The following is a 17,774-nucleotide window of genomic DNA, read 5'->3' on the forward strand; positions in this document are numbered from 1 at the left end:
CTCAGGCCCTCAGCTTCATGATCGAGTCGGCGGCGAAGCCATGGGCGGGGTCGCGGTCAGTGAAGTAGCCGCCGATCTGCTTGTCGAGGTCGTCAGCGGTCCAGAGGTCGCCGGCCTTGTCGAAGCGTTCCTCGACGACCGGGGCCGCGACGAGGGCCACCATGCCGCCGTACACGACGAAGACCTGGCCGGTGATGTTGGCCGCGGCGTCGGAGGCGAGGTAGGCGACCACCGGCGCGACGTGCTCGGGCGAGTAGGGGTCGACGTCCATGCCGGACTGGTCCTCGCCGAAGACCTGGGCGGTCATCGCGGTGCGCGCCCGGGGGCAGATCGCGTTGGCGCGGACGCCGCTGCTCGCCATCGAGCGCGCGGTGGAGACCGTGAGCGCGGCGATGCCGGCCTTGGCCGCACCGTAGTTGGCCTGCCCGGGCGGGCCCGACAGGAACGCCTCGGAGGCGGTGTTGACGACGCTGGCGCCGACGGGGCCGGACTCCTTCGCCTGCGTGCGCCAGTACGACGCCGCGTTGCGGGAGAGCAGGAAGTGTCCGCGCAGGTGGATGTGGATCACCTGGTCCCACTCCTCGTCGGACATGTTGAAGAGCATCCGGTCGCGGGTGATGCCGGCGTTGTTGACGACGACGTCGAGGCGGCCGAAGCCGTCGACGGCCGCGGCCATCATGGCGTCGGCGGTGGCCCGCTCCCCCACGTCACCGGCGACGATGCTGGCCTCGCCGCCGCGCGAGCGGATCTCCTCGGCGGTGCCCTCGGCGCCGCCGGGCAGGTCGTTGAGCACGACGCGGGCGCCGGCGTCGGCCAGCGCGAGGGCCTCGGCGCGGCCGAGTCCGGCGCCGGCCCCGGTCACGATCGCGACCTTGCCGTCGAGAGAGGTGGTCGGGTTCGTCATAGGTGAGCTCAGTCCTCCAGGGAGATCGCAGCGCGCGGGCAGGCGGCCACGGCGCGCTTGACGGCGTCGATGTTCTCGGGGGTCGTCTCCTCCGTCTTGAGCTGGAGGAAGTCGTCGTCGTCCAGCTCGAACACGTCGGGAGCCATCGCCTCGCAGAGGGCGTTGGACTCACAGAGGTCGAAGTCGATCTTGATCTTCATGGCTGCCTCAGCTTCCTTCACTGGAGTGACCGGGGAACACGTGCGCGGTCGGGTCGATCACGACGGCCGCGTTGTTGACGGCGGTCGCGGCCTCGCCGAAGCCGACGGCGATGAGCCGGACCTTGCCGGGGTACTCGGTGATGTCACCTGCGGCGAAGACCCGGCGCAGGTTGGTGCGCATCGAGGAGTCGACGACCACGTGGCGCTTCTGCACCTCGACCCCCCACTGCTGGATCGGGCCGAGGTCGGCGATGAAGCCGAGCGCGGCGACGACCGCCTGGGTGGGGCGGGTGGTCAGCTCGCCGTCGACGGTGATGTCGATCGACTCGACGGTCCCGTTGCCGTGGATCGCCGAGACCTCCGCCTTGGTGACGATGTCCACCTTGGGCGAGGCCTTCACGGCCTCGACGGTGCGCTCGTGCGCGCGGAACGCGTCGCGCCGGTGGACCAGCGTGATCGACCTCGCGACCGGCTCCAGGTGCAGCGCCCAGTCGAACGCGCTGTCACCGCCGCCGACGATGACGACGTCCTTGCCGACGTACGGCTGGAAGCTCGGCACGAAGAACTCGAGACCGCGGCCCAGCCAGCCCTCGCCGGCCGGCAGCGGCCGGGGGCTGAACTTGCCGATGCCGGCGGTGATCAGCACGACCTTGGCGCGCACCGTGGTGCCGTCCTCGAGGCCGACGGTCACACCGTCCTCGTCCTCGACCAGGGTCGAGGCGGTGCGCTCGAGCAGGTAGGTCGGCTCGGAGAGCGCGGCCTGCTCGACCAGGCCCTCGACCAGCTCGCGGCCCTTGACCGACGGGAAGCCGGCGACGTCGAGGATCTGCTTCTCCGGGTACATCGCCGTGATCTGGCCGCCCAGCTCGGGCAGCGAGTCGACGACGGCGACGCGCATCCCGCGGAACCCGGCGTAGTACGCCGAGAAGAGGCCGGTCGGGCCGGCGCCGATGATCAGGAGGTCGGTGTCCACGTTCTCAGAAGGAGGCACGACGGGGATCCTTCTCCTCTCGGGCGGCCGGCTCAACTATAACTTGTTCTAGTTTCGCCGGACCCTACCCGATCATCGGGTCTCGATGTTCGAGACCAGCCACCCCTGGTCCGTGTGCACCACGGTCACCAGCGCGCGGTACTGCGCGTAGGACGTCTTCGGCTGGCCGTCCTGCTTCTTCTCGACGTACTGGTTGAGGAAGAGCAGCGCCTGGACCTGCGCCGACGAGGCCTGGACGACGCCCTGGGCGACCGCCTTGACCTGGAGCTTCGTCTGCTGGGCGATGAAGTCGTCCTTGATGCCCTCAGCCGTCTCGCGGTACTCCTTCGCGAACGTGTCGGTCATCTTCTCGGTCGCCTTGTCGACCTGGCCGTCGTAGTCCTGGTACGACGTCGAGAGGATCTGCTCGGTCGACCGGGCCGCCGCCTCGACGGCGGCGCGGTGGCTCAGGTCGCCGGTGACGACGGGACGCGAGGCCGACACCGTCGGCTCGGGGTCGCGGGCCAGGTAGACGATCTCGCCGATGCCCACCAGGGCGAGCACCGCGATCACCGCGATCAGGATGTAGACCGCACGTCGCCGCGGTGGTTTCGAGACAGGACTTCGTCCTTCCTCAACCACCGGAGTGGTCTCCGGGGCGGCGTCCTCGGTGGTTGAGGAAGGCGCGCCAGCGCCTGTCTCGAAACCACCCTTGGTCTCGGGCTCCCGTGGTTTCGAGACAGGACTTCGTCCTTCCTCAACCACCGGAGTGGCCTCCGGGGCCCGCCCCGCGATCTTGCGGGGGCGGCCGGTGCCGGGGCGGGACTGACCCTTGCGCGGGGCGCTCATCCGACGAACTCCACGTTGCTGGTCTTCCAGGCGTCGTCCTCACGGACCAGGTCGAGCTTGATCCGGAACTGCCGGGCGACCGGCTTGTTGCCGGTCGAGGTGTTGGCGACGGTGCCGGTCGTGGCGACGATGACCGACGCGCTGTCCTTGTCGGCGTCGACGACGCCGGCCCAGAGCACCTTGCCCTCCATCACCGACTTCGCCTGGGTCAGGATCTTCACGACGTCCTTCGTGCTGGTGTCGTACTGCTTGGCGAAGTCACCCGTCGCTCCCGCGGCGACGGCGTCGATGCTCGCCTGCGCGTCCTGGTAGTCGATGTTGACGAAGGCCTCGATCTCCTTGCGCGCCGCGGCGAGCACGTCGCCGTACCGCTCCTGCTCCGCGGCCGCGCGCTGCCGGTCCGCGTGCTCCCGCTGGACGAGCACGCCGCCGAACACGACGGCGCAGCCGAGCAGCAGCGCCAGCACGTACAGGCCGAGGTGCAGGCGCCTCACTCGCTCACCGGACCCACCAGGAGCCATTTCCACGCGTCATCTCCCAGGATCGACAGGTTCCCCTGATCGAGGAACCGTACCGGGTTGCCCTGTCGGTCCACCGCACCCTGCACGAAGCCGGTCTCCGGGTCGTACGACGAGCGGTAGAGCCGACCCGGCGACGGGTTGCCCGCCGTGCCGGGCGAGTAGTTGGCGCCGCGCATCGCGTACGGCGGCCCGGCGGTGCAGTGCGCCGGGAAGATCGGGGCGTCGCTCAGGTCGTTGGGCTGCCGCCACTGGCTGCGTGGCTTGTAGCCCTGGGTGCAGGGCGGCTGGCTGGCGAACTGCAGGTTGACGTGGCCGTAGCCGTCACCGGGCGTGCCGGTGAAGCCGGCCGAGATGGTGCGCGGGTAGGTCACCAGCAGCTGCTCGACGCCGTCGAGGTGCGAGACCACGACCTGGTTGACGCTCACCGCGCTGCCCAGCAGCACGGGGAGCGTGGGCTCGAGGTCCTTGAGCATCGCATCGAGCTCCCGGGCGGTGCCGGGAGTGCCGTCGAGGACGGTCTCGAGGTCGTCGTCGCTCGCGGCGAGCGCGTCGGTCAGCGCGTGCAGGTTGCTCGACAGGGAGCGGATGTTCTCCTTCTCGCCCTGCTGGGTGGTCAGCACCTTCTTGCCCTGGTCGAGCAGCGCGATCGTCTGGTCGGTGTGGGCGGACGCCTCGCGGACGAACGTGCTGCCGTTGTCGAGGAGGCGCTGCAGCGGGACGCCGGTGTCGTCGAACATCGTGCCGAGCTCGCGGACCACGGTCGTCAGGTTGTCCTTGTCCACGGAGCTCACGAACTGGTTGAGCTCGACCAGGAGGTCGCCCTCGTCGACCGGCAGCGAGTCCGCCGTGCCGTGCAGGGTGCCCCCGGCCTCGACGTACGGCCCCTTGTCGTCGGGCGGCTCGAAGTCGAGGTACTGCTCACCGACGGCCGAGAGGTTGTGGACGAACATCGGCGAGTCAGCCGGCAGCTTGGTGCCGTCCTCGAGGGCCAGGTCGAGGGTGATGCCCTCGGCCGTGGCCTGCATCTTCGAGACCTTGCCGACCTTGACGCCGCGGTAGGTGACCTCGCTGCCCTCGAACAGGCCCCCCGAGGAGGGCAGCGTGGCGTGCACCGTGATCCCGCGGCCGAGCACCCGGTCGACCAGGCCGAGGTAGGTGCCGGCGATGTAGACGATGCCGACCGCGCTGAGCACGAGGAACGCGCCGATCCTGATCCGTACGCCGCGGCTCATGAGGTGCCTCCGTAGAGCGCGGTCGGTCCCGGGGTCGGCGACGGGTCGCCGCTGGTGAGCGCGTCGGGCAGGCTGCGGCCGAGCAGGTCGCCGAGGCCTGGCAGGCCCGGTATCCCGGGCAGCCCGGGGAGCCCCGGGGTGTCGCCGTCGCCGCCGGGGACCACGTTGACGAGCTTGCAGACGGGGTTGTCCTGGTAGGCCGGCTTCTTGCAGTCGGCGCGGAGCTGCTTGAGCAGGTTCACGGAGTCGAGCACCGCGAGGCAGGCCTTGCTGGTGAGGTCGCCGCTGCGCAGGCACTTCTCGACCTGGGTGAGCACCTCCCCCGGGTTCGGCAGGCCCGGGACGCCGCCGCCGTCGCCGCCGTTCGGGATGATGTTCTCGAGGTTGATGTCGGCGCGGATCGACGTGTTCGCGTAATCGCCCTTGACGATGTCGCTGGCCTCCTTCGGGAACGGGAAGCTCACCAGCAGGTTGAGGCCGGGCGCCAGCGAGTCGCCGGCCGCGTGCAGCTTGGCCAGGATCGGCTGGAGGTGGTCGAGCGAGGCGAGGATGTCGTCCTTGCTCGCCCCGATCACCCGCGTGCCGACCTTGCCGAGCTTGTCGAGGGAGCCGAGCATCGCGATCAGCTCGTCGTGCTGGTCGGCGAGCACGGCGACGGCGGGGCCGGCCACGTCGAGCGCACCGGTGATCGACTTCTTCTCGGCGTTGAGCGTCTCGGTCAGGTGCGCGATCGACTCCATCGCGTTGATGATGTCGGCCTTCTGGTCGTCGATCGTGCCGACGACGTCCTCGAGCGAGCCCAGCAGGTGCCGCAGCCGGTCGGTGCGCCCGTCCATCACCTGGTTGAGCTCGTTGGTGATGGTGCCGAGCTGGGCGACACCGCCTCCGCTCAGCAGGAACGACAGGGCGCCGAGCACCTCCTCGACCTCGGGGTTGCGACCGGTGTCGGCGAGGTCGATCGTGTCGCCGTCGGAGAGCCGACCGGTCGCCGCCTCGTGGGTCGGCGGCTCGAGGGACACGTACTTCTCCCCCAGCAGGCTGACCTGGCGGATGTCGGCGACCGCGTTGTCGGGCAGCTCGACGTTGTTCTTGACGCGCATGGTGACCCGCGCGTGCCAGCCGACCCGCTCCACGTCGGTGACCTCACCGACGGTGACGTCGTCGACCATCACCGGCGACTTCGGGACGACGTTGAGGATGTCGGCGAAGTCGGCGGTGATCTGGAACGAGTTGTCGTCGGAGACCGGCGAGCCGGGCAGCGGCAGGTCGTAGGCGCCGTCGAACTTGCAGCCGGTCGCCGTCACCGTGAGCGCGACCACGAGGACGAGCGCGCGAAGCATCCTGCTCCTGGTCATGACGCCCCACCCATCAGGTGCGAGAGCGAGCCGCCGGACTCGCCGTACCGCTGCTGGACGCTGTTGGCCTCGTCGCCGGTGGCGCTCCGGTTGGCGGCGGACCCGCTGCTGCGCTGGGACGGCGGGATCGTCGGGAGCTGGTCCTCGACCGGCTCGAGCAGCTGCTTGAAGAGCGCGCACGCGAGGTCGGCGCTCTTCGCCGGCAGGTCGGCCTGCTGGACCACCGAGCACAGGAAGCCGTCGGCGTCCCAGAGGTTGCCGCTGACGCCGATCCGCGAGCCGATCGTCCCGGTCTGCGAGTTGTAGGCGAGGCTGAGGTTGCCGATCGCCGTGGGTGCGACCCGGAGGGCGGTGTCGATGCTGTCCTTCTCGGAGTTGATCGTCTGCATCACCCGGGTCAGCTTCTCGACATCGGTCACCAGCGCCTGACGGTTGTCGTGGACGAACCCCTTGACGGTGCCGACGGCGTCCGCGACGGCGGCGAGCGACTGGCGGATCTCGGTGCGCTCGTCGGCGAGCTGCGAGGACACGCCGGCGAGGTCGCGCACGAACGCGCGCACGAACTTGTCGTTCTCCGCGAGCGTCGTCGTGAGCTGGGCGAGCTGGGTCACAGTGTCGAAGAGCGGGCCACTCCCATCGCCGAAGGTCTGGGCCGCGGCCGCGAGCTGGGTGAGCATCTGGTTGCCGAGCTCGCCCTTGCCGTCGAGGGCGTGGGCGCCCGCGGCGAGCACGTGGTCGAGGGTGCCGTCCTTGTTGACGCCGTTGGGCCCGAGCGCCTCCGACAGGTCGCGCAGGCTGGCGTAGATCCGGTCCAGCTCGACCGGCACGGCCGTCTCCGGCAGCGCGATGTCGGCGCCGTCGGCCATCAGCTCGTCGCCCTTGTCGTACGCCGGGGTGAGCTGGACGAACCGGTCGGCGACCAGCGTCGGGGTCACGATGACGGCCTTGGCGTCCGCGGGCACGGAGTACTTGGCGTCGTACTCCATGTCGACGCGGACCGAGTTGCCCTCGGGGGTCACCGCGGTGACCCGGCCGACGTTGACGCCGAGGATCCGCACGTCGCTGCCCTGGTAGATGCTCACCGCGCGCGGGAAGTGGGCGGTCACCGTCTTCGTCTCCGTGGTGTCGCGGATCGCGAAGAAGTAGGCGGCGAGGGCCAGGCAGAGCGCGAGGACGACGCCGAGGACCCGGCCGACGAGCGTGTTGGGGACCATGTCAGCCCTCCCCGCGGGTCGGGACGAACTCGCCGGTGGGGATGGCGAGCAGGTTGGAGGCGTAGGCGTCGAACCACGGGCCGGTGCCGATGATGTTGCTCAGGATGTCGACGTACGGCCCGAGCGCGCCGAGCGTCGCCTTCAGCTGCTTGTCCTTGGAGTTGAGCAGCGAGAGCAGGTCGTCGACCTCCTTGAGCGCCGGTCCCATCTGGGCCTTGTTGTCCTCCGCGACGCCGCGCAGCTGGGTGGCCAGGTCGCGGGCGTTGACCAGCAGCAGGTGCACGGCCTGCTTGCGGCGCTGCACCTCCTGGAAGACGAGGTCGCTGTTCTTCATCAGCGACACCAGGTCCTCGCTGCGGGCCGCCAGCACCTTGCTCACGCTCTGCGAGCCCTTGAGCAGGGCCTGGATCTGGTCGTCGCGCGAGGCGACCGACTGCGAGAGCCGGGCGATGCCGCGGAAGCTCTGCTCGATCTCCGGCGCCGCCTTGTCGGTCGTGTCGGCGACGACGTTGAGCGCCTTCGAGAGCTGGTCGGTGTCGATCCGCTCGGTCGTGGTGGTCAGGTCGCTGAACACGCCGACGATGTCGTACGCCGACTGGGTGCGGTCGACCGGGATCACGTCGTCGGACGAGAGCTGGCCGGGACCGGCGGGCTGCAGCTCGAGGTACTTCTCGCCGAGCAGGCTGAGCACTTCGACCGAGGCGCTCGTGTCGGTGCCGAACTCGACGCCGTTGTCGACGTCGAAGGTCACGATCACCGTGTGGCTGTCCTTGAGCTCGACGTCCTGGACCCGGCCGACCCGGATGCCGCCGACCTGGACCATGTTGCCGACGTGCAGGCCGCTCGCGTCCTTGAACTCGGCGTGGTAGGTCGTGCCGCGGAACCCGGGGAACTTCCCGAGGTTGAAGGCGGCGGCCATGATCAGCGCCATCACCACCAGGGTGATCGCGCCGAGTCGCAGGACCCGTGCCTCGCTGTAGCGCCTGGCGGTCGTCATGGCGTGGTCGCTCCGTTGCAGCGCGGCGCCGTCGAGCGGAAGTCGAGGTGGTTCAGCTCGCTCATCAGCTGCTTGACGCCGGGGAGCTCACCGAGGCCGGCCGGCAGCGTGATGCGACCGCTGAAGCCGCAGATGTAGTAGTTGTACCAGCTGCCGTAGGTGCCGGTCCGGGTCTGGTCGGTCATCGACTCGGGCAGCCGGTCGAGCATCTCGATGACCTGCTTGCGCGACTCCTTCTCGTTCAGCAGGGCGGCGAGCTTGCGCAGCTTGGCGACGTCGGACTTGATCAGCGGGCGTCCCTGCCGGAGCAGGTCGGCGACCACCACGGTGAGGTCGGAGATGTTCTGCAGCGACGACCCGATGGTCGAGCGGTCCCGGGCGAGGTCGGTCATCCAGTTCTTCAGCCCGATGACCAGGTCGTTGAGCTGCTGGTGCCGGCTGTCCACCGTCGTCAGGGTCTCGCTGAGGTTGTCGACGACGCGCCCGATCAGCTCGTCGCGGTCCGCGAGGGTGTTGGTGAGCGACGCCGTCTTCGCGAGCAGCCCCTGCACGGTGCCGCCCTCGCCCTGGAGGACCTGGACCAGGTTCATGCTGAGGTCGTTGACCTGCTTCGGGTTGAGCGCCTGGAAGAGCGGCTGGAACCCGTTGAAGAGCACGGTCAGGTCCAGGGCGGGCTTGGTCTGGCCGATCGGGATCGTCCCGTCGTCCGACAGCGGTTTCGCGTCGGCGTCCGAGCCCTCCTCGAGCGCGAGGTAGCGGTCGCCGACCAGGTTGAGGAAGCGGATCTCAGCCCGCGAGGCCGTCGTGAGAGGGACGTCGGACTTGACCCGGAACGTCACCAGCGCCTGGTCGCGGTGGTAGTGCTCGACCTTCTTGACCTCGCCGACGCTGACGCCCGCGACCCGGACGTCGTCGCCCTTCTGGAGCATCGAGGCGCTGGAGAACACGGCCTTGAAGGTCGTGCCCGACCCGAAGCCGACGTTGCCCATGATCGCCGCGAGCAGCCCGGTCACGAGCAGCGAGATGATCGTGAAGATGCCGAGCTTGATGGCGGCCGAGATGGTGGTGGCGTTGCGTGAGCTCATCGCGCAGCACCAGCCGATTCGCGCACCAGCGGGCCGTACATCAGCGAGCCGAGCGCGCCGTACTGCTGGGCGTCGGCGCCGGTCCGCTGGGCGAGCATCGCGTTCAGGATCTGCTGCTCGCCGGTGCTCCCGGAGTAGTCGGCGCCGACCCGGTTGAGGCCGGGCAGCGGAGAGGTGGGCGGGTGCTCGTCCATGTCGCTGCCCTGGTCGAGCGCGATCGGGGGCGCCGGGACCTTGGGGTTCGGCAGGCCGAGGCACCACGGGCCGTGGCCGACCTCGCCGTACGTCGGGCGGTCGCGCTGGTCGTAGGCGCGGTACTGCGGCGTGCCGAACTCGATGTACTGCTTGACCTGGTTGCCCTCGAAGGTCTTCGCCAGCCGCGGCGCGTACTTCGCGGCCCCCTTGATCAGGCACGGGAACTCGGGCGAGTAGACGGCGAGCAGCTTGAGCACCGGCTCGGTGACCTGACCGACGCGGATCAGGTTGGCCTCGTTGTCGCCGAGGATCCGGGTCGAGGTGTCCGCGACGCCCTGGAGGTCGGAGAAGAAGGTGCCCAGCTGGGCCTTGTTGTCGATGATGGTCTGCCCGGTCGTCGTCACGTTGCGCAGCACGGCGAGCAGGTCGGGAGCGGCCAGGTCGTAGGTGTGGGCGACGTCGGCGAGCTTGACCAGGTCCTCGCGCAGCGTGGGCAGGTGGTCGCTGATCTCGCCGAGGTAGGAGTCCAGCTCGTCCATGGTCTGGCCGAGCTGCTCACCGCGACCGCCCAGCGCCGTCGCCAGCGCGTTGAGGGTGGCGTTGAGGTCGGCCGGACGGACGGCGCGCAGCAGCGGGAACAGGTTGGCCAGGATCCGGCTCAGCTCGACGTTGGTCTCGACCCGGCTCGCCGGGATGACGTCGCCGTCGGACAGCGACCTGGTCGACGGGTCGTCGGGCCGGACCAGGGAGATGAACTTCTGCCCGAAGAGGGTGGTCGGCATGATCTGGACGCTGACGTTCTCGGGGATCTGCTTGGCCTCGTCGGGCTGGAGGGCGACGGTGATGACCGCCTCCTTGCCGTCCTGGTCGATCTTGCGGACCTGGCCGACCAGCGCTCCGTTGAGCCGGACGTCGCCGAACTTCGCGAGCTGGAGGCCGGCGCGGTCGGCCTTGATGGTGATGGTCGTGTCCCGCTCGAAGGTCTTCTGGTAGATCGCGATCGACAGCCCGATCAGCAGCCCGACGGCCGTGATGAAGACGACGCCCGCGAGCATCAGCCGACGGTGCTCCGCCGGGCTGTCGTGGTAGACGTTGACCAACATCTACCCGGTGATCCTCACCGTGGTGGTCGAGCCCCAGATCGCGAAGCTCAGGAAGAAGTCGGCGACCACGATCGTGACGATGCTGGTGCGGATCGCGCGGCCCACGGCGGTGCCGACGCCGGCCGGGCCCCCGGAGGCCGTGTAGCCGTAGTAGCAGTGGATCAGGATCACCGCGGTCGCCAGGAACAGCAGCTTGAAGAACGACCACAGCATGTCGATGGGCGGCAGGAACTGCAGGAAGTAGTGGTCGTAGGTGCCCGGCGACTGCCCGTAGATGTAGGTCGTGATCAGCCGCGGCGAGAGGTACGACGCGCTCAGCGCGACGACGTACAGCGGGATGACGGCGATGAACGCGGCGATCATCCGGGTGGTCACCAGGAACGGGAGCGACGGGATCCCCATCACCTCGAGCGCGTCGATCTCCTCCGAGATCCGCATCGCGCCGAGCCGGGCGGTGTAGCCGCAGCCGACCGTCGCCGCCAGCGCGATCGAGGAGATCAGCGGGGCGACCTCGCGGGTGTTGAAGTACGCCGAGATGAAGGCGCTGAACTTCGCGACCCCGATCTGGCTCAGCGAGGCGTAGCCCTGGATGCCGACCTCGGTCCCGGCGAAGAACGCCAGGAATGCGATGACGCCCGCGGAGCCCGCGATCAGGGTCAGACCACCCGCGCCGAAGGTGACCTCGGCCAGGGTGCTGGTGATCTCGCGCGGGTAGCGCTTGATCGCGCGCGGCACCCACAGCAGCGCCTTGACGTAGAAGAGGAGCTGGTCGCCGTAGTGCTCGAGCCAGTCGCGCCGTCCCTTGACGAACGAGCTGCTGAGCGCGCCGATGGTCGCCATGTCAGAGACCTGCCGGGGGGACGACTTGGAAGTAGATCGCGGTGATGACGGCGTTGATGAAGAACAGCAGCATGAACGCGACGATCACCGACTCGTTGACGGCCCGGCCGACACCGCTGGGCCCGCCGCCGGCGTTCAGGCCCTTGTAGGCGCCGACGATCGCGGCCATGCCGCCGAAGACGACGGCCTTCACGATCGCGATGTAGAGGTCGTTGATGCTGGCCAGGGCGGTGAACGACGACAGGAAGGCGCCGGCGGAGCCGCCCTGGATGATCACGGTGAAGAAGTAGCCGCCTCCGATGCCGGCGCCGATCACGATTCCGATGATCATGAACGCGACGAACATCGTGGCGAGCACGCGCGGCACCACCAGGCGGGCGATCGGGTCGACCCCGAGCACCTCCATCGCGTCGATCTCCTCGCGGATCTTGCGTGCGCCGAGGTCGGAGCAGATCGCCGAGCCGGCGGCGCCGGCGATGATGAGGGCCGCGGCGATCGGGGCCGCTTCGCGGACCACCGCGAGGACCGCGGTCGCGCCCGCGAAGGACTGGGCACCGAGCTGGCCGGTCAGGTTGCCCACCTGGAGCGAGATGACCGCGCCGAACGGGATCGAGACCAGGATGGTCGGCATCAGCGTGACGCTGGTGATGAACCAGGCCTGCTCGATGAACTCGCGGAGCTGGAAGCGGGTGGTGAAAGTGCGCTTGGCGACGTCGATGACCATGGCGGCCAGCTCACCGGGGCCTCGCACGATCGACGCAGCGGAGAACGCCACCGTGCACCTCCCCAACTGGTCTAGACAGCCACCGCAGAATAGAACGTGTTCTCATTCCGGGCAAACCCAAGTCCCAGCGCTCCCTGCTAGAACTTGTTCCTCCCATGCGTCAACGACGTACATCCCCGGAGGTAACGCCCCCGAAACGTGGGCTGGACCGGTGCTGGGGTCCGAGGCGCGACGAGCCCGCCACCTACGATGACCGCGTGGACAGGGAGTTCTGGTCGTCGTTCAGCCGCGACCCTCGCGACGCGCAGTTCCAGTCCATGCGGGCCTCGGACCAGGACCGGGCGGTCGTGCAGCAGGCGCTGACCGAGGCGTACGCCGACGGTCGCCTGGACCGCGAGGAGTTCGACGAACGGAGCGGGCAGGCGCTGCAGACCCGCACCCTCGGCGAGCTCGCGCCCCTCGTGGCCGACCTGGTGTCGACCGCGACCCCCACCCCGGCCCGGGCCGGGCTGGCGGAGGCGACGCCGACCGAGATCCACGACCGCGCGGTGGAGAAGTACCGCTCGGACCGGCGCGAGGCCGTCTTCGGGTTCCTGTTCGCCACCCTCATCTGCACGGTGATCTGGTTCCTCACCACCGGCCCGGGCCACTTCCCGTGGCCGGCCTTCGTCGCGCTCGGCACCGGGATCAACGTGGCGAAGACCGTCTCCCGCAAGCGCGACATCGTCGCCAGCCACGAGCGCCGCCTGGAGAAGAAGCGCGCAAAGGAGCTCGGCCAGCCCTGGACCCCCGACGACCGGGCGTCGGAGTGAGCATCCGCCAGCGGCTCCACGCCGTCCTCGCGCACCCCTCGGCGATCCTGCTCGCGGGCCAGCTGCTCGCGGTGCTCGCCTACCCCTTCTTCGACCAGACCGCGCTCGGCCGCTCGGTCTTCGGCGTCGTCCAGCTCGCGATCGTGCTGGCCGCGCTCGCCGCCGTACGCCGGACCCCGGCGCTCACCTGGGTCGCGGTCCTGCTCGGCGGGCCCGCGATGATCCTCACGGTCGTCGAGGCCGTGCAGCCGGACGTCGACGGCGTCGTGCTGGCCTCGGCGCTCTTCCACGCGCCGTTCTACTTCTACGTCTCGTACGCGATGCTGCGCTACCTCTTCCACGACGACCGGGTCACCCGCGACGAGCTGTTCGCGACCGGCGCGGCGTTCACGGTGGTCGCCTGGGGCTTCGCGTACGTCTACGTCGCGGCCCAGGTCATCTGGCCGGACTCGTTCATCGGGGCCGTGGGCACCGGGGACCGGACCTGGTTCGAGCTGCTCTTCCTGTCGTTCACGACCCTGACCAGCGTCGGCCTCTCCGACGTCGTGCCCGTCCAGGCCCACGCCCGGTCGCTCGCGATGGTCGAGATGGTCGCCGGCGTCTTCTACGTCGCCCTGGTCGTCGCCCGCCTCGTCAGCCTCGCGGTGGTCCGTCAGCGTCCGGAGTAGCAGGGCGGTCCTTCTTCGGGAGCTTCGCGACGACCAGCCGGTAGGACTCGTCGACGGCCTCGAGCAGCTCGTCGTCGGGGATCGCACCGCCGAACGACAGGTCGTTCCAGCCCGAGCGGCCGATGTAGCGCATCACGGTCGCGTCCCCGGGGAAGCGGTCGAGCCACTCGTCGGCGACCTCGCGGGAGGGGCCGCCCTTGACGCCGACCCCCGTGGCGCCGAGGAAGGCGAAGATCTTGCCGCGCTCCCCCTCGCCGACCTTGATCACCGGATGCTCGTGCTCCCAGGGGAAGTCGGGCCAGGCACCCGGCTTCGCGAGGCAGTAGGCCTGCAGCTCCTCGACGTCCACGGGCTCATTCTTCGTCGTCGTCCCCGTCCTCGTCGAGCAGGCCCTCCTGGCGGGCCGCCGCGACGATCCGGCGCACGTTGGTGAGGGTGCCGCAGTCGGCGTCGATCTGGGCGTTCCGCTCGGTCGCGAACTGCTCCCCCAGGTCGGCGCGCGCCTGCGGCCCGACCTCGTCCCGGGCCGGGTTGAGGATGGTCAGCTCCTCCTCGGTCAGGTGGTGGTTGACCACCTTCGCGAGCTCCTCGACCGCGTCGTCGAAGGCCTGGGTGTCGGTGCCCTTCAGCTCGAGCACGGCGAGCAGCGCCTCGTTGCCCTCGGCGTGCTCCTCCACCCCGTGCTCGGCCTCGTGCTCGCCGACCGCGTGCTTGCGGCGCAGCTTCGGGTAGACGTACTTCTCCTCCGCCTCGGCGTGCGCGACGTGCAGGGTGGCGAAGGCGCGGCGTACGGCGTCGCGGTCCGAGCTGCTGTCGCGCAGGTCGCGCAGCAGCGTCTCGAAGCGTCGGTGGTCGTCGAGGATCAGCTCCACGACGTCACCCTGTACGGGCCGGCCCAGGTCGATGGTCGTCATGCCCGGAACGTAGCCCGCCGGAGGCCGGGCGAAACCCGACCTCCGGCGGGAGGTGACGCGTGCCTCAGGAGGCGCAGAGCAGCTCGGGCGTGGCGAGCAGCGGCTGCGCGCCGGGCGCCGGGAGGTCACTGCCCGCGACGGTCGACGTCCAGGAGTAGGCCAGCCGGAAGACCTTCCGGACGTCGAACGTCTTGGCCTGCGACTGGGTGAGACCGAAGGAGCCGCTGAAGAGCGACTCAGCGTCGCCCGTCAGGGTGAGGTTCGCGGTCGCGCCCTCGTCGCTGTTGTCCCCGTTGCCGAAGCGCACCCGCAGGGTGGTGCAGGTGGGGTCCAGGTTCCAGTCGGCGCTGCCCTGGAAGGCGGAGCCCGACGGACCGTAGGAGTCCGGGTAGGCCTTGCCGGCGATCTTGGCGTCGAAGACCCGCTGGGTGCCCACGGCGGTGCGGGGCTGGATCGTGGTGAGCGAGCGCCACTGGTAGACGGTCACCTTCACCGGCTTGCTCATGCCGGCCGCCACCTTGCCCGCCTTCGGGACCACGGCGCGGTACTGCCGCACACCCAGCTGGTTGGGCTTGTCGGTGTAGGTGAAGGCGCCCTTCTTGCTCGTCTTGAGGCGCTTCTCGACGACCCACTTCCTGCCGGCCAGCTTCTTCTGCAGGACGACCGTGGTGCCCTTCGCAGCGGGCCGCACCTTGCCGGCGATGATGAGCGGCTTGCCGGCGATGGCCTTGGTGCTGCTGGCCTTCAGGGTCACCTTGAACGCAGCCTTGCGCTCCGCCGGAGCACTGCTGGCGGTGGCCGGGGCGACCAGTCCTGCTGTGAGGACCGCCCCGAGGGCGAGGACGGTGATCTTGGGGCTGAGCTTCATGGTTCCGAGTCTCCGTTCGTCGTCGTACGCCGGCGATCGACGCCTGGCAACCACCACAGCGCCGCCGGGGCCGCTGACGTTACACGGCTGGACTAGACCGGATGGCGATCCCCTCGAGCTCGTCGCGGTCGACCACGCGCCGGGTCTTCACGCGGTAGCGGACCACCTGGACCAGGCCGATCGCCCAGATGACGTACTGGGTGCTCATCGCCCAGCGGAACGCCGACGGCGTGTAGTCGGTGCTGCTGCCCGGCGTGCGCCAGTCCAGGACGACGCCGATCACGATGACCAGCACGAGGCTCGCCGCGAAGCCGCCCTGGTTGATGATCCCGCTCGCGCTGGCCAGCCGCTCGTTGGGGTTGGACGTGCGGCCGACGTCGAAGCCGATCATCGAGGCGGGGCCACCGATGCCGACCACGACGACGAGCACGAACAGCATCCAGGTCGGCGCGTGCCCGGGCCAGGCGAGCACGATCGTCCAGGCCGTGACGATGGCGGACACGATGGTGAGCACCATCGTCGAGCGGTGCCACGGGTGCGCCCCGACCAGCCAGCCGAGCGTCGGTCCGGCGGCCATCACCGCGAGCACCATCACGGTCAGCAGCGCACCGGCCGTGGCCGACGACTGGTGCTCGCCCTTGACGAAGAACGGGTAGCCCCACAGCAGGCTGAGCGCCGTCGCGCTGAACTGGGTCGAGAAGTGCATCCAGAACCCGAGCCGGGTCCCGGGGTGCGCCCACGAGGACGCCAGGCTGTGCCGCACGGCTGCGAACGACATCGCCGGGCCGCGCAGGTGACGACGGGACGGGCTGTCGTGCAGGACCAGGAGCACGACCACCGCGAGCGCGAGACCGAGCGAGGCGGCGACGAGGTAGGCCTTCGTCCACCCGAGGTGGCCCAGCGCCCAGGTCATCGGCACCGCGGCCAGCACGGCGCCGAGCTGACCCAGGGTGCCGGTCAGCTGGGTGAAGAACGGGATCCGGCGGGTCGGGAACCAGGTGGCCACCAGACGCAGCACGCAGATGAAGGTCATCGCGTCGCCCATGCCGACGAACACCCGGGCAACCAGCGCCGCGGAGTAGCTGTCGGCCAGCGCGAAGCCGCCCTGCGCGAGCGTCATCAGGGTCAGGCCGCACAGCAGGATGCTGCGGGAGCCGAACCGGTCCACCAGCAGGCCGACCGGGATCTGCATGCCGGCGTACACGAGCAGCTGGAGCGTCGTGAACGTCGCCAGCTGGGCGGCTGAGATGTCGAAGCGCTCCGTGGCCGCGAGACCGGCGACCGCGAGCGACGAGCGGTGGAAGACCGCCACGAAGTAGATCAGCAGCCCGACCAGCCAGACCGACCACGCGCGCGGCGTGATCGTGGTCGGCTGGTTCACTCCGTCAATGCTAGGGCTGCTCCACCCGCTGCCCCGGCCCGGGTCTCGGTCGTCAGAACGGGCAGTAGATGCTCGAGTCGATCATCGCCGGCGACGTGGAGCTGCCGGCCTGCTTGTCCCACTCGAACCGGAGGAGGTCCGCGCCCGAGATGTCCTTCGACACCCCGATCTCACCGCCCCCGTCCAGGAACTCGGCGGCGGCGACGACCACGCCGTCCACCACCAGGCGGCCGTGCGCGAGATCGATGCCGGAGGCGGTGAGGCGGGCCTGCACACGCGTGCACGCGCCGCGGGTGTCGCGGACCTCCCACTCCATGTAGCCGCTGTCGACCACCCGGTCGGCCAGGATCCCGTCCTCGTGCCGTTCGGCGCTCTGGTCGTACACCGTCTGGCGCTGGAAGGTGGCGACGCGCTCGTGGAAAGGGAGCTCGCTCAGGTCGATCCACTCCCAGACGGTGACGAGCACCGCCCTGCTCTGCACCCGCGAGTGCTTGGTGGGCACCACGAGCCGGTAGTAGCGGTCACCGGCGCGGTGGGGGACGTCGACGAAACGGACGGCGCCGCGCTTGCCGACCTTGGTCCTCCCGACGTTCTGCCACTCGCCGACGTAGCGGAGCATCCGCTGCACCACGACCGGGGTCCCGACGGCCCGGTTGCGGACCGTGCCGGTGAGGACGAGCCGATTGCCCTTGTCGACGCGCGCCGGCGCCTTCAGCGTGACCGCCGCGGCACGCGCATACACCGCGCGGTGAGGTGTGGCCGCCTCGGTGCTGCTCGGCACCGTCACCACCCCAGCGGTCACCAGCACGGCTACAGCGGCGCCGGCCGCCCGAACCATGAACCGACGCATCGTCGTCTCCCTCGAGTCAGGAGCCGGTGTGCACCCCCGTGGCCACACCGGTCTCGAGGGTGAAAGCGTCCGCAGCGTCGGCTGCGTTACAG

Annotated in this window: 20 protein-coding genes; 2 read left to right on the plus strand and 18 right to left on the minus strand. The window is 69.8% G+C overall.

Translation table 11 applies throughout. The annotated features are described in order from the left end of the window. Nucleotide 1: 1 nt before the first annotated feature. The 13 genes from ASC77_RS01985 to ASC77_RS02045 form a co-directional block, all read right to left on the minus strand. On the minus strand, nt 2-904 hold the full coding sequence (locus ASC77_RS01985; protein WP_056148183.1) for a 3-oxoacyl-ACP reductase: 903 nt from the start codon (nt 902-904) through the stop codon (nt 2-4). Between the two features lie 8 nt (nt 905-912). Further along, entirely contained in the window at nt 913-1,104 is a 192-nt protein-coding gene (locus ASC77_RS01990; protein WP_056148186.1) for a ferredoxin, read from the minus strand. A gap of 7 nt (nt 1,105-1,111) precedes the next feature. Then, nucleotides 1,112-2,095 carry an NAD(P)/FAD-dependent oxidoreductase gene (locus tag ASC77_RS01995; RefSeq protein WP_056148189.1) on the minus strand — a complete coding sequence of 328 codons (984 nt, stop codon included), beginning with the start codon at nt 2,093-2,095 and terminating at the stop codon, nt 1,112-1,114. A gap of 72 nt (nt 2,096-2,167) precedes the next feature. Beyond that, on the minus strand, nt 2,168-2,647 hold the full coding sequence (locus ASC77_RS02000; RefSeq protein WP_056148192.1) for a hypothetical protein: 480 nt from the start codon (nt 2,645-2,647) through the stop codon (nt 2,168-2,170). A 272-nt stretch (nt 2,648-2,919) separates the two neighbouring features. After that, nucleotides 2,920-3,417 (minus strand): hypothetical protein, encoded by a 498-nt coding sequence (locus ASC77_RS02005; protein ID WP_056148195.1) that lies wholly within the window; start codon nt 3,415-3,417, stop codon nt 2,920-2,922. After that, complete coding sequence (locus ASC77_RS02010) at nt 3,414-4,676, minus strand: MlaD family protein (protein ID WP_056148198.1); 1,263 nt, start codon at nt 4,674-4,676, stop codon at nt 3,414-3,416. The genes ASC77_RS02005 and ASC77_RS02010 overlap by 4 nt, the downstream gene beginning before the upstream one ends. Then, nucleotides 4,673-6,031, minus strand: coding sequence for an MCE family protein (locus ASC77_RS02015; protein WP_056148201.1), 1,359 nt, complete (start codon nt 6,029-6,031; stop codon nt 4,673-4,675). Before ASC77_RS02015 ends, ASC77_RS02010 begins: the two co-directional genes overlap by 4 nt. Beyond that, complete coding sequence (locus ASC77_RS02020; RefSeq protein WP_056148203.1) at nt 6,028-7,245, minus strand: MCE family protein; 1,218 nt, start codon at nt 7,243-7,245, stop codon at nt 6,028-6,030. Before ASC77_RS02020 ends, ASC77_RS02015 begins: the two co-directional genes overlap by 4 nt. A 1-nt stretch (nt 7,246) precedes the next feature. After that, nucleotides 7,247-8,242, minus strand: coding sequence for an MCE family protein (locus tag ASC77_RS02025; RefSeq protein WP_056148206.1), 996 nt, complete (start codon nt 8,240-8,242; stop codon nt 7,247-7,249). Next, nucleotides 8,239-9,327, minus strand: coding sequence for an MCE family protein (locus tag ASC77_RS02030; RefSeq protein WP_056148208.1), 1,089 nt, complete (start codon nt 9,325-9,327; stop codon nt 8,239-8,241). The genes ASC77_RS02025 and ASC77_RS02030 overlap by 4 nt, the downstream gene beginning before the upstream one ends. After that, nucleotides 9,324-10,625 carry an MCE family protein gene (locus ASC77_RS02035; RefSeq protein ID WP_056148211.1) on the minus strand — a complete coding sequence of 434 codons (1,302 nt, stop codon included), beginning with the start codon at nt 10,623-10,625 and terminating at the stop codon, nt 9,324-9,326. Before ASC77_RS02035 ends, ASC77_RS02030 begins: the two co-directional genes overlap by 4 nt. Continuing rightward, the gene (locus ASC77_RS02040; protein ID WP_056148214.1) at nt 10,626-11,465 is read right to left on the minus strand and encodes an MlaE family ABC transporter permease; all 840 of its coding nucleotides are present in this window, start codon (nt 11,463-11,465) and stop codon (nt 10,626-10,628) included. Nucleotide 11,466: 1 nt separating this feature from the next. Next, on the minus strand, nt 11,467-12,189 hold the full coding sequence (locus ASC77_RS02045; protein ID WP_056149768.1) for an MlaE family ABC transporter permease: 723 nt from the start codon (nt 12,187-12,189) through the stop codon (nt 11,467-11,469). Nucleotides 12,190-12,446: 257 nt separating this feature from the next. Between ASC77_RS02045 and ASC77_RS02050 the strand changes: the two genes are divergently transcribed. Both ASC77_RS02050 and ASC77_RS02055 read left to right on the plus strand, forming a co-directional pair. Beyond that, nucleotides 12,447-13,001, plus strand: coding sequence for a DUF1707 domain-containing protein (locus ASC77_RS02050; RefSeq protein WP_056148216.1), 555 nt, complete (start codon nt 12,447-12,449; stop codon nt 12,999-13,001). Continuing rightward, the gene (locus ASC77_RS02055) at nt 12,998-13,669 is read left to right on the plus strand and encodes a potassium channel family protein (RefSeq protein WP_056148218.1); all 672 of its coding nucleotides are present in this window, start codon (nt 12,998-13,000) and stop codon (nt 13,667-13,669) included. The genes ASC77_RS02050 and ASC77_RS02055 overlap by 4 nt, the downstream gene beginning before the upstream one ends. On the opposite strand, the gene ASC77_RS02060 is transcribed toward ASC77_RS02055, so the two are convergent. The 5 genes from ASC77_RS02060 to ASC77_RS02080 form a co-directional block, all read right to left on the minus strand. Continuing rightward, the gene (locus ASC77_RS02060; protein WP_056148221.1) at nt 13,635-14,018 is read right to left on the minus strand and encodes an MmcQ/YjbR family DNA-binding protein; all 384 of its coding nucleotides are present in this window, start codon (nt 14,016-14,018) and stop codon (nt 13,635-13,637) included. The two genes, ASC77_RS02055 and ASC77_RS02060, sit on opposite strands and share 35 nt — an antisense overlap. A gap of 4 nt (nt 14,019-14,022) precedes the next feature. After that, a complete protein-coding gene (locus ASC77_RS02065; RefSeq protein ID WP_056148224.1) occupies nt 14,023-14,583 on the minus strand; it encodes a hemerythrin domain-containing protein in 561 nt (186 codons plus the stop codon). Nucleotides 14,584-14,647: 64 nt separating this feature from the next. After that, entirely contained in the window at nt 14,648-15,451 is an 804-nt protein-coding gene (locus tag ASC77_RS02070; protein WP_056148228.1) for a hypothetical protein, read from the minus strand. A gap of 79 nt (nt 15,452-15,530) precedes the next feature. Next, complete coding sequence (locus tag ASC77_RS02075) at nt 15,531-16,832, minus strand: MFS transporter (RefSeq protein WP_235547395.1); 1,302 nt, start codon at nt 16,830-16,832, stop codon at nt 15,531-15,533. A gap of 52 nt (nt 16,833-16,884) precedes the next feature. Continuing rightward, a complete protein-coding gene (locus ASC77_RS02080) occupies nt 16,885-17,682 on the minus strand; it encodes a hypothetical protein (protein WP_156390874.1) in 798 nt (265 codons plus the stop codon). Nucleotides 17,683-17,774: the final 92 nt, after the last annotated feature.

This window comes from Nocardioides sp. Root1257 (genome assembly GCF_001425175.1).
In the GTDB taxonomy this organism is placed as follows: domain Bacteria; phylum Actinomycetota; class Actinomycetes; order Propionibacteriales; family Nocardioidaceae; genus Nocardioides.

Coding starts and splice junctions, on each gene's coding strand:
- ASC77_RS01985 (WP_056148183.1), bottom strand. CDS start 904: ATGACGAACCCGACCACCTCTCTCGACGGCAAGGTCGCGATCGTGACC.
- ASC77_RS01990 (WP_056148186.1), bottom strand. CDS start 1,104: ATGAAGATCAAGATCGACTTCGACCTCTGTGAGTCCAACGCCCTCTGC.
- ASC77_RS02010 (WP_056148198.1), bottom strand. CDS start 4,676: ATGAGCCGCGGCGTACGGATCAGGATCGGCGCGTTCCTCGTGCTCAGC.
- ASC77_RS02015 (WP_056148201.1), bottom strand. CDS start 6,031: ATGACCAGGAGCAGGATGCTTCGCGCGCTCGTCCTCGTGGTCGCGCTC.
- ASC77_RS02020 (WP_056148203.1), bottom strand. CDS start 7,245: ATGGTCCCCAACACGCTCGTCGGCCGGGTCCTCGGCGTCGTCCTCGCG.
- ASC77_RS02025 (WP_056148206.1), bottom strand. CDS start 8,242: ATGACGACCGCCAGGCGCTACAGCGAGGCACGGGTCCTGCGACTCGGC.
- ASC77_RS02030 (WP_056148208.1), bottom strand. CDS start 9,327: ATGAGCTCACGCAACGCCACCACCATCTCGGCCGCCATCAAGCTCGGC.
- ASC77_RS02035 (WP_056148211.1), bottom strand. CDS start 10,625: ATGTTGGTCAACGTCTACCACGACAGCCCGGCGGAGCACCGTCGGCTG.
- ASC77_RS02040 (WP_056148214.1), bottom strand. CDS start 11,465: ATGGCGACCATCGGCGCGCTCAGCAGCTCGTTCGTCAAGGGACGGCGC.
- ASC77_RS02045 (WP_056149768.1), bottom strand. CDS start 12,189: ATGGTCATCGACGTCGCCAAGCGCACTTTCACCACCCGCTTCCAGCTC.
- ASC77_RS02065 (WP_056148224.1), bottom strand. CDS start 14,583: ATGACGACCATCGACCTGGGCCGGCCCGTACAGGGTGACGTCGTGGAG.
- ASC77_RS02070 (WP_056148228.1), bottom strand. CDS start 15,451: ATGAAGCTCAGCCCCAAGATCACCGTCCTCGCCCTCGGGGCGGTCCTC.
- ASC77_RS02080 (WP_156390874.1), bottom strand. CDS start 17,682: ATGCGTCGGTTCATGGTTCGGGCGGCCGGCGCCGCTGTAGCCGTGCTG.